We start from the raw sequence: 13,975 nt of genomic DNA on the forward strand, positions 1-13,975 counted from the left end.
TCAGCGTGCGGCGGTCCGGGCGTACACGCTCTCGGCCCAGTCGGCGATCTGGTCCTCCGGGAGATGCCGGGCGATGTCGGCCTCGCTGATCATGCCGACGAGGCGCTTGTTGTGGATCACCGGAAGCCGGCGGATCTGGTGCTCCTTCATCTCTTCGAGCACCTCGCTGATGTCGGCGTCGGCGTCGATCCAGCGCGGTGTGCCCTTCGCCAGGTCGCCCGCCGTGACGCGGGACGGGTCGTGTCCCATGGCGACACAGCCCACGACGATGTCGCGGTCGGTGATGATGCCGCAGAGGCGTTCGTTCTCGTCGCTGATGGGGAGCGCCCCCACATTCAGCTGGCGCATCAGCTGGGCGGCGCGGTCCAGGGTCTCGTGGGAGGGGATCCACTGGGCGCCCCGGTGCATGATGTCTCCGGCGGTGGTCATGCGGTACCTCCTGAAGCCGGGCGGCCGGCGCGGCGCGGGAGGCGCCGCTGGTCCCGACGCGGCGCGGACGGCACCGCTGGTCCCGGCGCTGCTCATTCTCACCGCGCCCGACGGCGGTCGCACCCGGAGGAAGACGCCGCCGAGGTAGTCGCCCCCCGCTTGACCGGCCTCCCGTGCCGCCTCGGCAGAGAGGTGGGGCGGTGGGTCGAGCTGACGGTCGGCCGTCAGCCGCCCCAGGCCGGATGCCGTGGGTCGTCGGCGCGGACCAGAACATCAGCCGTGGCGGCCGGGTCCGTCTCGGTCTCGTAGCGCTGGAAGGCGGGCAGGGTCCAGTGCTCGCTCTGCGGGGTGCGGCGGTGCAGGGCGCCCGGGGAGAGGAGGACGTGGACGGTGAGGTCGAAGGGGAACCAGTCCTTGAGAAGGAGGGGACCGTGCAGCAGCAGCAGGCCGTCGGAGGGGAGTTGTACGTAGGGGCTGCGGGTCGCGCGGTCCGTGTCGGGGTCCCAGAGGTCGGGCAGGACACGACCCGTGCCGCCGGGTTCGAGCGGACCGAAGACTTCACGCCACAAGGCAGCCGTGTCGAACCAGCCGTTGTAGTACGCCTCCACGTCCTGGTGTCCGTACTCGAAGCGGAGCGACGCCGGCCGGAGGAAGCCCTCGGTTCCCACGACGAGCGAGGACCGGCCGCGCACGCGCAGCGCGTCCGACACCCGTGCGGCGAGGTCGCCCGGGCGGGCGGCGGGGGCGCCGTCGAAGGCGATGCGCGGCCAGGGGGAACCGTCGTCCGGCTTCAGGTCGAGGAGACGGTCGGCGAGGAGATCGCCGAGCCTCTCCCAGGTGATCGCTTCCAATCGCACACGCTCCATGATGCCGCGCCCCGCACGCCCCTCCCGAGTCGGCCGCGGTACCGGCCCATCTGCCACGTGACCATGCGGTCGGCGGGGGGAATGAACCGCGTATGGCAGCGCTCGCTACTCCCCCGCCCCGTACCGGACTTGTCGTCGTGCAGGCACTCAGGAGGAAGCACTGCGCCGAGTGCCGGGGCGGGCCGGTGGCGCTGCTCGCGCCGGAGAACGGGGCGCCACGCTGCCTCGACTGCGCTGACCTGGGGCATCTGGTGTTCCTGCCGCGCGGCGACACCGCGCTCACCCGCCGGGCCAGGGAGGAGAGTTCGCTGTCGGCGGTGGTCGTGCGGTTCAACCGACGCAAGAGCCGCTACGAGCGGCAGGGCGTCCTGGTCGAGGAGGCGGCGCTCGCCCGCGCGGAGGAACGGTGCCTGGCCGACGCCGAGGCACGAAGGCGCCGCCGGGTACGGGACGCGCGGCGGCGGGCCGCGGAGGACGTGCGGTTCACGGACGCGTTCGCGGCGGAGATACGGCGGCTGTTCCCCGCGTGTCCGGCCGAGCGGGCGCGGGAGATCGCCGCCCACGCCTCCGTGCGCGGCAGCGGACGCGTCGGGCGCAGCGCGGCGGGGCGGGCCCTGTCGGAGATGGCGGTGACCTCGGCGGTCATCGCGTCCGTACGGCACGTGGACACGCCGTACGACCGCTTCCTGATGAACGGGGTCGCGCGCCACGAGGCCCGGCGCCGCATCGCGGGAGCCGTCGAGACGAGGCTGCGGGAGTGGCGGGGTACGGGGTGAATGTGCCGTGCGGCCCCACCTTGGACGCTCGCTGATGGGGGTGCGCTTCTCGGCCATGGTGACGCTGTCCGTGCGGGCGTTCACTTGTGGTGACGGCGAGGGCCGGGGCAGGCTCTTCGGATTCGGGGGAACGAGGTGGAGCGCACATGATCGACGGGCCGTACTTCGTGTTGGTGGTGCTGGGGCTGCTCGGTACCGCGGTCGTGGCGGGCGTGTTCTGCGGGTTCTCGACCTTTGTGATGAAGGGCCTGTCGTCGTTGCCGCCGGCGCAGGGGGCCGCCGCGATGCAGGCGATCAACATCAGTGCCGTGACACCGGCGTTCATGCTCGTCTTCGTGGGGACGGCGGTGCTGTGCGCGGTCCTGGCGGTGGTGACGTTCGTGCTGTGGCCGGACGAGGGCACGGTCGCGTTGCTGCTGGGCAGCGCGCTGTATCTGGTCGGCTGCTTCGGCGTGACGATGGTGGCGAACGTGCCGCGCAACGACACCCTGGCCACGCTGGACCCGGGCACGCGGGAGGCGGCCGCCTACTGGCAGCGGTATGTGAGCGAGTGGACCATGTGGAACCACGTGAGGACGGCCGCCTCGGTCGGCGCGGCGCTCTGCTATCTGCTGGCGCTCGCCTGAGTCGTACGCGTATCTGCTGGCGCTCGCCTGAGTCGTACGCGTATCTGCTGGCGCTCGCCTGAGGCGTACGCGTATCTGTTGGCGCTCGCCTGAGGCGTACGCGCCGGGCGCGTCGTATCGTGGCGGGAGACGGGTGCCGCCCGAAGACGGACGACCTCCCAGCGCCCCGAGTCCGCCGATGTACGGCCGTGCCCGTACGCGCATGCGATAGGTGAGGGAGACGGCGATGGCCGATCCCAAGGGTTTCCTGACCACCCCGCGCGAGGAGTGGCCCCGTCGGCCCGTGCCGGAACGGGTGCGGGACTGGAACGAGGTGTACGTTCCGGGGGCGCTGCTGCCGATCATCAGCAAGCAGGCCGACCGCTGCATGGACTGCGGGATCCCGTTCTGCCACGACGCGTGTCCGCTGGGGAACCTCATCCCGGAGTGGAACGACCTCGTCTCGCGGGAGGACTGGCGAGCGGCCGGCGACCGGCTGCACGCGACGAACAACTTCCCCGAGTTCACGGGGCGGTTGTGCCCCGCCCCCTGCGAGGCGGGCTGCGTGCTGGCGATCAACCAGCCCGCGGTGACCATCAAGAACGTCGAGGTGGCGATCGCCGACCGCGCCTGGGAGGACGGTTTCACTCCGCCCCGGCCGCCCGACCGGCTGACCGGGAAGACGGTGGCCGTCATCGGTTCCGGGCCCACGGGTCTGGCGGCCGCTCAGCAGTTGACCAGGGCGGGGCACACGGTCGCCGTGTATGAACGGGCGGACCGTGTCGGGGGTCTGCTGCGGTACGGGATCCCGGCGTTCAAGATGGAGAAACGGCATCTGGACCGGCGGCTGGAACAGATGCGGGCGGAGGGCACGAAGTTCCGAACGTCGACGAGCGTCGGCGAAGACATCGGGGCCGCCGAGCTGCGGGCCCGGTACGACGCCGTGGTGATCGCGACAGGTGCCACGGCGTGGCGTGAACTGGACGTTCCTGGGCGGGAGTTGGCCGGGATCCATCAGGCGATGGAGTATCTGCCGTTGGCCGACCGGGTGTGCGAGGGGGATCTGGAGGTCTCGCCGCTGTCGGCGGCGGGCAAGCATGTGGTGATCGTCGGGGGCGGCGACACGGGGGCGGACTGTCTGGGGACGGCGGTGCGGGAGGGGGCCGCGTCGGTGACCCAGCTGGACATCTATCCGCTGCCGGAGGCGGAGCGGGACGAGGACGTCGAGCCATGGCCGACGTATCCGAAGATCTACCGGCTCTCGGCGGCGCACGAAGAGGCGCGCGATCTGCGCACCGCGCCGGCCGCGGACGCGGACGCGCGGCTGTTCGCGGCGTCCACGCTCCGCTTCACGGGGGACGAGGCGGGTCATGTGCGCGCGCTGCACCTGGTCGAGGTGGACGAGCGGCGCCGGCCGCGGCCGGGCACCGGGCGGACCCTCCCCGCCGACCTCGTCCTGCTCGCCCTCGGCTTCTCCGGCCCCGACCGCCATGACGGGCTGATCGACCAGTTGGGGCTGGCGGTCGAACCGCGGGGCACGATCGCCCGCGGGCCGGACTTCGAGACCAATGTGCCCGGCGTGTACGCGGCCGGGGACGCCGCCCGGGGGCAGTCCCTCATCGTCTGGGCGATCGCCGAGGGTCGGGCGGTGGCCGCCGCGGTGGACCGTCGGCTCACCGGCATGGAGCGACTGCCGACGCCGATAGGCCCGTACGACCGACCGATGACGGCGTGACGCGGGCGGCTCCGCGCGGCCACCGCCGGCGCCGGCTCCAGGCATTGGTCGGTGCCCGCCGGCTCCCGGCATTGATCGGTGCCGGCTGGCTCTAGCGTCCGTCCGTGCCCGCCACCTTTCCCGTCGCCAGGGCGATCCGGTTCCACGTGTTGATGGTGAGGATCACGGACAGGACGTGGGCCAGTTCGGTGTCGTCGAAATGGGCGGCGGCCTCGGCGTAGACGTCGTCGGGTACGCCTCGGTCGGCGACGAGGGTGACCGCTTCGGTGAGGGCGAGGGCCGCCTGCTCGCGTGGGGTGAAGAAGTGCCGGGCCTCGCGCCACACCGGGACCATGTGGAGGCGGTCCTCGCTCTCGCCGGCCTTGCGGGCGTCGTTGGTGTGCATGTGCAGGCAGTAGGCGCAGTGATTGAGGTGGGAGGCGCGGATCTGGATCAGTTCGACGAGGGCGGGGTCGAGGCCCTCGCGGGCCGCCGCGTCGAGGCCGATGAGCGCACGGAAGACGGGCCGGGCCGCTTTGGCGAAGTCGACGCGGCGGGGCTGGGGCGCGGTGCTCGCCGGCGCGTTCGTGCTCGCGTTCAGGCCCGCGCCGGTGACCATGTCCGTGCTCGTGTTCATGCTCGTGTTCGTCGTCATGACCATGAATCTAGGGGCCGGAAAGACCTGCCGTAGGGTGCATTTCCATGGAGGATTCGTGGGTCAATTCCGCGGAGCGGATCGGTGCCGATCTGCATCTGGAGCTGTCAGCCGCCGGGGGCCGACGCGCCGCCCTCATCCGGGCCCTGCGGGACGCGGTGCGCGGCGGTCGGCTGGCGCCCGGCACCCGGCTGCCGCCGTACCGCTCGCTCGCGGCGGATCTCGGGGTCGCGCGGAACACGGTCGCCGACGCGTACGCGGAGCTCGTCGCCGAGGGGTGGCTGACGGCGCGGCAGGGCTCGGGCACCCGGGTCGCGGAGCGGGCGGCGCCGCTGGACGCGTCCGCGCGCGTCCCGAAGAAGGCGTCGGCACGCGCGCGTGGGCCACGGCACGATCTGCGGCAGGGCACGCCGGACGCGTCGTCGTTCCCGCGGGCGGCCTGGGGGGCGTCGTACCGCAGGGCGCTGGCGCAGGCGCCCAACGACGCGTTCGGGCCCGGTGATCCGGCGGGCCGTATCGAGCTGCGCGAGGCGCTCGCCGAGTATCTGGCACGCGCGCGTGGGGTGCGCACCGAGCCCTCACGCATCGTGATCTGTTCGGGCTTCGCGCACGCCCTGCGGCTGCTCTTCCACAGTGACGTCAGCGGCGCGGGTCACGGGCGGGTGCTGCGGGGCCCGCTGGCCGTCGAGTCGTACGGCCTCGGGTTCCACCGAGAACTGCTGGCCGCGGCGTCCGTACGGACCATTCCGCTGCCGCTGGACGAGGACGGGGCGCGGGTCGACGGACTGGACCGGGAGCGGGCCGTGCTGCTCACGCCCGCGCACCAGTTCCCGACCGGCGGGACGCTGCATCCGTCCCGCAGGGCCGCCGTCGTCGACTGGGCACGCGCCCGGGGCGGGTTGGTGCTGGAGGACGACTACGACGGGGAGTTCCGCTACGACCGCAAGCCCGTCGGCGCCGTACAGGGGCTGGATCCCGAGCGGGTCGTGCACATCGGTTCGGTCAGCAAGAGCCTGTCGCCGGCGCTGCGGCTGGGCTGGATGGTGCTGCCGGGGCGGTACGTCGACGCCGCACTGGAGGCGAAGGGCGAGCGGGAGGCGTGGGCGAGCGTGCCGGACCAGCTGGCGCTGGCGGACTTCATCGTCTCGGGGTCGTACGACCGTCATGTGCGGCGCATGCGGCAGCGGTACCGGGCGCGGCGGGACCGGCTGGTGGCCGCCCTCGCCGCGCAGGCGCCGCACATCGAGGTCACCGGGATCGCGGCCGGGCTGCACGCGGTGCTGCGGCTGCCGCCGGGCACCGAGCGGTCCGCGGTGCGGGCGGCGACCTGGCAGGGCATCGCGCTCGACGGGCTGGCCGAGTTCCGGCACCCGCGGGCGGTCGGCAGGGACGCGCCGGACGGCCTGGTCGTGGGGTACGCGACGCCCCCGGAGCACGCGTACGCGGCGGCGGTGGAGGCGCTGTGCGAGGTGCTGCCGCCGGGGTGAACGCTCCGGCCGCGCGCGTCGGCGCCCAGCCCCTGTCATTCGTCTCCCTGACCCAGCCGACGGCCCCGCTGCGCCCGCTCACCGGCTCCGAAGCGGCCCCTCTCGCACGAGCGGCCCGCGCGGGGCTTCCGGTGCTGCCCGGCTTCGTGCTCCCGCCCGGCTTCGAGGTGTCAGCGGGGCCGTCGGCCCACCACGACCCCCGGCCCGCCCACGAGGACATCGGTGCCTCCCACGCCGAGGACAGCATCGCCTCCGTCGCCGTCGCGCAGGCGTGGGTGGAGCTGTCCCGGCGTGGTACGCGTCCTCTCGTCGTCCGGTCGTCCTCGCCGCAGGAGGACACGGAGGAGTCGTCCCTGGCGGGCCGGGTCGACTCGGTGCTCGATCCGCCTCCTCCTCCCCGCGCACATCGTCGTCGGCGTCCTGCTCGGCTACTTCGTCCTGTGGGCCGCCGGCACGCTCGGGATCCTGGCCATGTCGTACGTCGCGCGCGAGTCGACCGCGCCGCCCGCCGGTACCCGTGCCGTGCAGGGCATCCACAACTTCCAGCCCGTCGGCAAGGCCGGCAAGCTGTGGCGAGGGGCGGCCCCCTCCCCCGCCGGCTACCGGGCGCTCTCCGACCTCGGCTTCGCCACGGTCGTCGACCTGCGGGCCGAGAACCTGTCCGCGGCACAGCTCGCCGAGCCGCGCGAGGCGGGGCTGGACGTCGTACGCCTGCCGGTGCGGGACGGGCAGACGCCGAGCCCGGAGCAGGTGCAGCGGCTGCTCGACACCGTGTCCCGGAGCTCCCGGCCGGTGTTCGTGCACTGCGGCGCCGGCGTCGGCCGTACGGGGACGATGGCGGCGGCGTACCTCGTCAAGACCGGGCAGGAGGGCGCCAAGGGCGCGGTCTGGCGCAACCTCTCGGTCGGGCCGCCGTCGATCGAGCAGATCTACTACGGGCTGAACCTGGAGCGGGAGCGGGCGACCGAGAAGCCGCCGCTGTCGGTGGTCACCCTCAGCCGACTCGTGGACGCGCCGCGCCGTATCTGGTCGTACCTGTAAGCCCCCGCTGGCCCCCGCAGCTGCGGCCCTGCCCGCAGGGCCATGGGGTCATGGGGTCATGTGCAAGGGGCGGTCGCAGTGAGCGACCGCCCCTTGCACATGACCCGCGTTACGCATGCCTGCGCGCCCGTCTCAGGCCGCGCGCCCGTCTCAGACCTTGCGTGCCACCGCCCCGTACCCGGGAATGACTCCGTCGTCCTGGCCGGGTACCGGCTCGCCCAGCTCGGGGTGCCACTGGTGCGGGACCTCGACGCCGGGGTCGACCAGGTCGAAGCCGTCGAAGAAGCGGGTGAACTCCTCTCGGGAGCGCAGGGCCAGGGTGACGCCCGCGGCCTTGAGCTTCTCCGTGGCCGCCTTCGACTCCTCCGGGGTGAAGTCGCCGGTCGCGTGCGTGACGACCAGGTAGCTGCCGGAGGGCAGCTCGGCCGTCAGCCGCCGGACCAGGTCGTGCGCGCCGTCCTCGTCGGAGACGAAGTGCAGCAGCGCGATCAGGGAGAGCGCGACGGGCCGGCCGAAGTCCAGCACCTTCCTGGCGCCCTCCATGACGGCGTCCGGGTCCCGCACATCGGCCTGGAGGTACTCGGTCCGCCCCTCCGGGGTACCGCGCAGCAGCGCCGCCGCGTGCGCCAGCACGATGGGGTCGTTGTCGCAGTAGACGACGCTCGCGTCGGGGGCGACCTCCTGGGCGATCTGGTGGAGGTTCGGCTCCGTGGGGATCCCGGTGCCGATGTCGAGGAACTGCCGTACCCCGTTCCGGGCCAGCCACCGGGTGGACCGGTGCATGAAGGCGCGGTTGACGCGTGCCATCACCGGCACGCGAGGGTCGAGGGCCAGCATCTGCCGGCCCATCGCCTCGTCCACCGGGTAGTTGTCCTTGCCTCCGAGGTACCAGTCGTACATCCGCGCGGGGTGGGGTCTACTCGTGTCGATCTCGACGGGGGGCCGCCCGCTCATGACGAACTCCATAAGGTTCCGCAGCAGTCAATGATCAATTCAGGGCCAACATAGGGGGATCGGCTGAACAACAGGGAGTACGCAACAAGTCAGGAGAGCAGGAAGTCGGCCACCCCCGCCTTGGCCCCCTCGATGAAGGCGTTCATCTCGTCGGGCGTGTAGATGAGGGCCGGCCCGTCGGGGTCGGTGGACTGCCGGACGGCGATACGGCCGTCGGCGAGCTTCATCGCCTCCAGGCAGTTGCCGCCGTTGCCGCCGCTCCAGGGCTTGTGCCAGCCTTCGCTGCCCAGCTCCCGGGCGGGCATTCCGTTGTAGACGCGGATGTGCGACTGCGAGTGCGTGCGCGACTGCGGCTTGATGCGATCCATTTCCTTGATGCGATCCATTTCGGTGTCTTCAGAGCTCCTTGCGGAGATCCCGGAGGATCTCCTTAGTGCGTTGTGCCGTGGCGGCCTGCGCCGCCATGCGGTCCATGACCTCGAGGTGGGTCGCCACCTCGGAGCGGTCGTCCAGGTAGACGGCGCCGGTCAGGTACTCGCTGTAGACCATGTCCGGGAGTTCCGGCATGGTGAAACGGAACAGGACGAACGGCCCGTACGTGCCGGGATGGGGTCCTGTGTCGAAGGTGGTGACCTGCACCGTCACATGGGGCAGCTCCGTGACCTCCAGCAGTCGGTCGAGTTGGGCGCGCATGACGTCGGGTCCGCCGACGGGGCGGCGCAGTGCGGTCTCGTCCATGACGAACCAGAGCCGCGGGGCGTCCTTACGAGTGAGCAGCTCCTGCCGCTGCATGCGCAGGGCCACATGTCGTTCGATGTCGTCGGGCCTGGTCTGGCCGATGGCGCCCGAGACCATCACCGCGCGCGCGTAGCCCTCGGTCTGCAGCAGGCCGGGGATGAAGTGCGGGTCGTAGCTGCGGATGAGGCCGGCCGCGCCCTCCAGGCTGACGTACATGGAGAACCAGTTCGGCAGGATGTCATGGAACCGCTGCCACCAGCCGGGCTTGTTGGCCTCCTCCGCGAGGCGGACGAAGGTCTCCGCCTCCTCGTCGCCGACGCCGTACGCCTTCAGCAGGAGCTGGAGGTAGGGGATCTTGAGGGCGACCTCGGCGGTCTCCATACGGCGGACCGTGGCCGGCGCGACATGCAGGATGCGCGCGGCGTCCTCCCGCCGGATGCCCGCGCGCTCACGCAGATCCAGCAGACGCCGGCCGAGCACCACCTGGCCGACCGTCGGCGCGGACCGCGGCTCGCTCATCTCGCAACTCCATCCGACCGTGAAAAAGCCCGACACGAACCCCGTACACCTGGTCCCCACAGCCCGGCGGCGCCATACGGAAGTCCGCAGCTCACATCCGTTTCCGCATACATACGGACACTGTGCGTACATGTGAGCGTTGTGCGAGGGATTTCCAACTGGCGCCGCTACACGTGCTGTTGCGTGCAGTGTGCCATGACCGTTCAGAGAGTCATACGGCACTCTGCAATTTTCAGAGTGACACTTGCCAAGTGTTCATGGCGCGGCGATAGTGGCAAGCGTGATTCCGCCCCCTGCGCCGTTAGGAACAGACGCCGCCGGTGACCGCCTCGGTCCTGGTCCGGCCGCCGGGGCGCGCCCCGATACCACCGCCGACCGCCGGTTTCGCTTCGAGCTGGCCGCGCACCCGGGTGCCGTGGCACAGGCCCGGCGCGTGACACGTACCCAGCTCACCGGCTGGGCCCTGTGCGAGGACACCTGCGACACGGCGGCCCTGGTCGTGTCCGAGCTGGTGACCAACGCGATCGTGCACACCGCGAGCGCCCAGATCGTCTGCGAGCTGCAGGACGGCGACGACCTGGTGCGGATAGCGGTACGCGACGAGGGCTGCGCTCCCGGCGAGCCGCATCCCTCGCCGCAGCGGCCCGAGGAGGAACACGGCCGGGGACTGCTGCTCATAGAGTCCCTCTGCCGTTCCTGGGGCGCCCAGCCCGCCGGCCTGGGCCTGCTGGTCTGGGCCGATGTCCCCCGTGGCGTGCTGGACGCGGCCACCGCGGCCCGCTCCGACCTGGGCTGGGGCGCGAAGAAGCCGCCGAACGACGACCGCGGCGGCGAGGCGGACGCCGGCCACCGCGGGGAGCCGCGGATCGAGGACCGTTCAATGCCCGATCGGGGCAGTGCGATGCCCGAACGGGGCAGGACGGGGGCCGAACGGGGCAGGACGGGGGCCGAATGGGTGTGAGCGCGTCGATCGGCCCCACCGGTGCCGCCGGTGGGGGCAGAGTGGCCCGCGTGGTGAGCCTCGACACCCTGACCCGCCTGCGCCGCGCCCAGCGGCCCGTCGCGACGCCCCGCCCCATCCCGTTGCCCGAGGGCATGACCACACCCATGGGCTGCGACGCCGTCGCCGTCCCGGCGGACATCGGCCCGTTGGTACTGCCCCGGCTGCCCCGCGTCGGCTGCGTCTACGCCGACCGGGAGCACTGGTGGTGGCTCGTTCCGGCCGACTCCGACTATGCGCTGGAGTGGCCGGAGCCGGCGCGGTACACCACCGGAGCGTTGGTCTCCGACGGTTCGGCCGCGCTGATCCACCGGCCGGAGGGGACGATTCCCTATACACCGCCGATACCTCTGTACCTGGCGGTGTGCCGGGTGACGGGGACTACGCCGGCGTGGTCGCGGACCATGACGGCTTGAGGGATTAGAGGCTGCGGGGGTTCGCCTTTTGCCCGCGGCTGCGCCTGTTGTGCGCCGAGTGCGCCTTCCGGGTGGGGTGTGTCGGCTCGTGGGCGGGTGCGGGTGGGGTGGGGCTGGTCGCGCAGTTCCCCGCGCCCCTGGAGGGCCTTCGGCCCTCCTCGGGGTCGCCAGGCCCTTCCCGCCGAGCCGCCGAATCCCTCACAGCCCGCCCACTCCTCTCGCGGTCCGCCGAACCCCCTCGCGTACCGCCGGGTTCTCGTGGCCCGCCGAGCCCTCTTGCGGTCCGTCGGGTCCTCTCGTGGCCCGCCGAGCCCGAATCACGGCCCGCCAAGCAGTCTCGCGTTCCAGCGAGCCCTCTCGCGTTCCGCTGCAATTCCTTTCTCACAGCCCGCAGCGTCCTCTCGCGGCCCGCCGAGCCCGAATCACGGCCCGCCAAGCAGTCTCGCGCTCCGGCCAGTCCTCTTGCGTTCCGCTGCGCGTCCCCTCTCACCGGCCGCCGAGGCCTCTCACGGCCCGCCGAGCCCTCTCGTGTTCCGGCGAGTCATCTCGCGTTCCGGCGCGAGTGCCCTCTCATGGCCCGCCGGGGCCTCTCATGGTTCACCCGGGGCCCCTCCCGAGCCGTAGTTTCCGAGTTTCTGGCGGCGCGCGTTCTTCTGGCTTTGAGCGCCCTGCGTGCTCCGGAGGGACAGGGAGGTGCTCCCGTGCGCCCTGGTTCGGGGCGGGGCTGGGGGTCATAGTGGCCGTCGGCGACGACTCCGGGGAGGGCGCGGGTGCGGAAGGCGCGGGACAGGGTGAAGCCGGAGACGTCGGAGTCGGAGCAGCTGCTGTTCGGGGGGCCGCTGCGCTACGACATGGGCTGGTCGCAGCACGCGGACGCGTTCCTGGAGCTGAACTTCCGCGGGATGGTGCGCCGGCTGCCGTCGCTGCTGGCGTCGAGTTTCCGCCTGGCCTGGCGCGCGGACCGACGCGCCGCCCGTACCGTGCTGGCCGCCGAGACCGGCCGCGGCCTCGCCCAGGCGGTGAGCCTCCTCGCGGTGAACACGATCCTCGCCCGGCTGATGGCGGACGGCACGGTCGAGGAGCGGTTACGGGGAGCCGCTCCCGCTCTGATCACCATCGCCGCCGTGACCCTCGTGGCCACCCTGCTGCGGGCCGCCTCGACGTATGCCACGGGCCGTCTGGAACCCAAGGTGGAGCGGGTCGCGACGGAGCTGTACCTGGAGCGGGCGGCGGCCGTGGAGCTGTCGGCCATCGAGGACGACGGCTTCCACAAACTGCTGGACACCGCCAAGTACGGCGCCCAGTCGGCCCGCCGCATGATCAGCTACTCCGCGCGCGTGGTGAACGCGCTGATCTCCCTGATCGCCGCGGCCGGTGTGCTGACCGTGCTGCATCCCGCCCTGCTGCCGCTGCTCGTGACGATGACACTGCCGAGCGCGTGGAGCGCCCTGACGATCGCCCGCCGCCGCTACGCGTCGTTCCACGCCTGGGTGCAGCACGCGCGCGCGGGCTATCTGATCGGCTCCCTGCTGATCGAGCCGGAGGCCGCCCCGGAGATCCGGGTGCACGGCGTGGGCCCGTTCCTGCTGCGTCACTTCCGTTCCATGTCGGAGACCGCGGAGGCCGAGCAGGCGCGCCTGGCCCGGCTGGCGGCCCGCACGGGGCTCTACGCGGCCGTGTGGACCGGGCTGGCCACCGTGGCGACGTACGCGACGCTGGGCGGTCTGCTGCTCGGCGGGATGATGGCGCTGTCCGTGGCCGGTACGGCGGTCATCGCGATCCGCACCGGTTCCGCCAGCCTCGACACGCTCGTCCTTGAGGTGAACTCCCTGCACGAGGAAGCCCTCTTCGTCGGCGACATGGAACGCCTGTACGTCGAGGCCGCCAAGCGCGCGATCCCGGTGGGGGGCGACCCGCTGCCCGAGGACCCGCACGAGATCCGCGTGGAGAACGTGACGTTCACCTATCCCGGGAAGTCCACCCGGCCCGCGCTCGACGACGTGACGCTGACCGTGCCGCTCGGCAAGATCGTGGCGCTCGTCGGCGAGAACGGCTCGGGCAAGACGACGCTGGTCAAGCTGCTGGCCGGGCTGTACACCCCGGACCGGGGCAAGATCCTGTGGGACGGTGTGGACGCGGCGGCCGCCGACCGGCACCAGCTCGCCGAGCGCATCGCCATGGTCGCGCAGGACTTCAAGCGATGGCCGTTCACCGCCCGCGTCAACATGGCGATCGGCCGTCCCTCCGCACCGCTCACCGAGGAACGGCTCGCCGCGTCGGTCGCCGAGGCGGGGGCGCAGGACGTGGTGGGGGACCTCCCCCGCGGCCTCGACACCCTGCTGGCGCGCGGGTTCAGCGGCGGGCACGAGCTGTCGGGCGGCCAGTGGCAGCGCCTGGGGATCGCGCGGGCCGCGTACCGGCGCGGGCGCATCCTCATCGTGGACGAACCGACCGCCGCCCTGGACGCGCGGGCCGAGCTGGAGGTCTTCGAGAAGATCCGCGCCCTGGCCGGAACCGGGCAGACCGTCGTCCTCATCACGCACCGGCTGGCTTCGGTGCGCCACGCCGACCTGGTGCACGTCCTCGACCAAGGCCGACTCGTGGAGTCCGGCACCCCTCAGGAGCTGCTGGCCAGGGGCGGGGTGTACGCGGAGCTGTACGCCCTCCAGGCGGAGCAGTTCGCGGTCGAGGTCCCGACGGCAAAGGTGCCCGCTCCGAAGGCGGGGTGACGCAGGCGGTGCGACTCGGGCAGTACGACGCAGGCCTGACGACCCA

General features: G+C 72.2%; 14 protein-coding genes. 8 read left to right on the forward strand and 6 right to left on the reverse strand.

Translation table 11 applies throughout. The annotated features are described in order from the left end of the window. Together M8J73_RS14230 and M8J73_RS14235 are read right to left on the reverse strand one after the other, a co-directional pair. On the reverse strand, positions 1 to 429 hold the full coding sequence (locus M8J73_RS14230) for a CBS domain-containing protein (RefSeq protein ID WP_055542968.1): 429 nt from the start codon (positions 427 to 429) through the stop codon (positions 1 to 3). A 224-nt stretch (positions 430 to 653) separates the two neighbouring features. Next, on the reverse strand, positions 654 to 1,295 hold the full coding sequence (locus tag M8J73_RS14235) for a nucleoside/nucleotide kinase family protein (RefSeq protein ID WP_206188069.1): 642 nt from the start codon (positions 1,293 to 1,295) through the stop codon (positions 654 to 656). Between the two features lie 92 nt (positions 1,296 to 1,387). Here M8J73_RS14235 and M8J73_RS14240 point away from each other — a divergent pair, with 92 nt between their 5' ends. From M8J73_RS14240 to M8J73_RS14250, 3 genes are all read left to right on the forward strand, one after another. Continuing rightward, positions 1,388 to 2,071 (forward strand): DUF2293 domain-containing protein, encoded by a 684-nt coding sequence (locus M8J73_RS14240; protein ID WP_055542967.1) that lies wholly within the window; start codon positions 1,388 to 1,390, stop codon positions 2,069 to 2,071. Positions 2,072 to 2,217: 146 nt separating this feature from the next. Then, complete coding sequence (locus M8J73_RS14245) at positions 2,218 to 2,697, forward strand: anthrone oxygenase family protein (RefSeq protein WP_055542966.1); 480 nt, start codon at positions 2,218 to 2,220, stop codon at positions 2,695 to 2,697. A 226-nt stretch (positions 2,698 to 2,923) separates the two neighbouring features. Continuing rightward, positions 2,924 to 4,411: a glutamate synthase subunit beta gene (locus M8J73_RS14250; protein WP_249828677.1), complete on the forward strand. Its 1,488-nt coding sequence runs from the start codon at positions 2,924 to 2,926 to the stop codon at positions 4,409 to 4,411. Positions 4,412 to 4,502: 91 nt separating this feature from the next. Here M8J73_RS14250 and M8J73_RS14255 read toward each other — a convergent pair whose 3' ends face one another. Then, positions 4,503 to 5,045 (reverse strand): carboxymuconolactone decarboxylase family protein, encoded by a 543-nt coding sequence (locus M8J73_RS14255; RefSeq protein ID WP_372503943.1) that lies wholly within the window; start codon positions 5,043 to 5,045, stop codon positions 4,503 to 4,505. A 47-nt stretch (positions 5,046 to 5,092) separates the two neighbouring features. Here M8J73_RS14255 and pdxR point away from each other — a divergent pair, with 47 nt between their 5' ends. Further along, a complete protein-coding gene (pdxR, locus tag M8J73_RS14260) occupies positions 5,093 to 6,532 on the forward strand; it encodes a MocR-like pyridoxine biosynthesis transcription factor PdxR (RefSeq protein WP_055542495.1) in 1,440 nt (479 codons plus the stop codon). A gap of 291 nt (positions 6,533 to 6,823) precedes the next feature. Further along, positions 6,824 to 7,573, forward strand: a complete 750-nt coding sequence (locus M8J73_RS14265) for a protein-tyrosine phosphatase family protein (RefSeq protein ID WP_240501722.1) — start codon at positions 6,824 to 6,826, stop codon at positions 7,571 to 7,573. 150 nt (positions 7,574 to 7,723) lie between these two features. Here the strand turns inward: M8J73_RS14265 and M8J73_RS14270 are convergent, their stop codons facing one another. From M8J73_RS14270 to M8J73_RS14280, 3 genes are all read right to left on the reverse strand, one after another. Further along, on the reverse strand, positions 7,724 to 8,527 hold the full coding sequence (locus M8J73_RS14270; RefSeq protein ID WP_055540388.1) for an SAM-dependent methyltransferase: 804 nt from the start codon (positions 8,525 to 8,527) through the stop codon (positions 7,724 to 7,726). A gap of 89 nt (positions 8,528 to 8,616) precedes the next feature. Next, a complete protein-coding gene (locus M8J73_RS14275; protein WP_055540389.1) occupies positions 8,617 to 8,895 on the reverse strand; it encodes a DUF397 domain-containing protein in 279 nt (92 codons plus the stop codon). Positions 8,896 to 8,923: 28 nt separating this feature from the next. Beyond that, the gene (locus M8J73_RS14280; protein ID WP_055540386.1) at positions 8,924 to 9,784 is read right to left on the reverse strand and encodes a Sco1979 family transcriptional regulator; all 861 of its coding nucleotides are present in this window, start codon (positions 9,782 to 9,784) and stop codon (positions 8,924 to 8,926) included. Between the two features lie 244 nt (positions 9,785 to 10,028). On the opposite strand from M8J73_RS14280, the gene M8J73_RS14285 reads away from it, so the two are divergent. The 3 genes from M8J73_RS14285 (at position 10,029) to M8J73_RS14295 (ending at position 13,929) form a co-directional block, all read left to right on the forward strand. Beyond that, a complete protein-coding gene (locus M8J73_RS14285) occupies positions 10,029 to 10,745 on the forward strand; it encodes an ATP-binding protein (RefSeq protein WP_283946611.1) in 717 nt (238 codons plus the stop codon). Continuing rightward, a complete protein-coding gene (locus M8J73_RS14290) occupies positions 10,736 to 11,200 on the forward strand; it encodes a hypothetical protein (protein WP_055540387.1) in 465 nt (154 codons plus the stop codon). The genes M8J73_RS14285 and M8J73_RS14290 overlap by 10 nt, the downstream gene beginning before the upstream one ends. Positions 11,201 to 11,970: 770 nt before the next feature. After that, positions 11,971 to 13,929, forward strand: a complete 1,959-nt coding sequence (locus M8J73_RS14295) for an ABC transporter ATP-binding protein (RefSeq protein ID WP_055543079.1) — start codon at positions 11,971 to 11,973, stop codon at positions 13,927 to 13,929. Positions 13,930 to 13,975 lie beyond the last annotated feature (46 nt).

The organism is Streptomyces neyagawaensis (assembly GCF_023516595.1).
In the GTDB taxonomy this organism is placed as follows: Bacteria; Actinomycetota; Actinomycetes; order Streptomycetales; family Streptomycetaceae; genus Streptomyces; species Streptomyces neyagawaensis.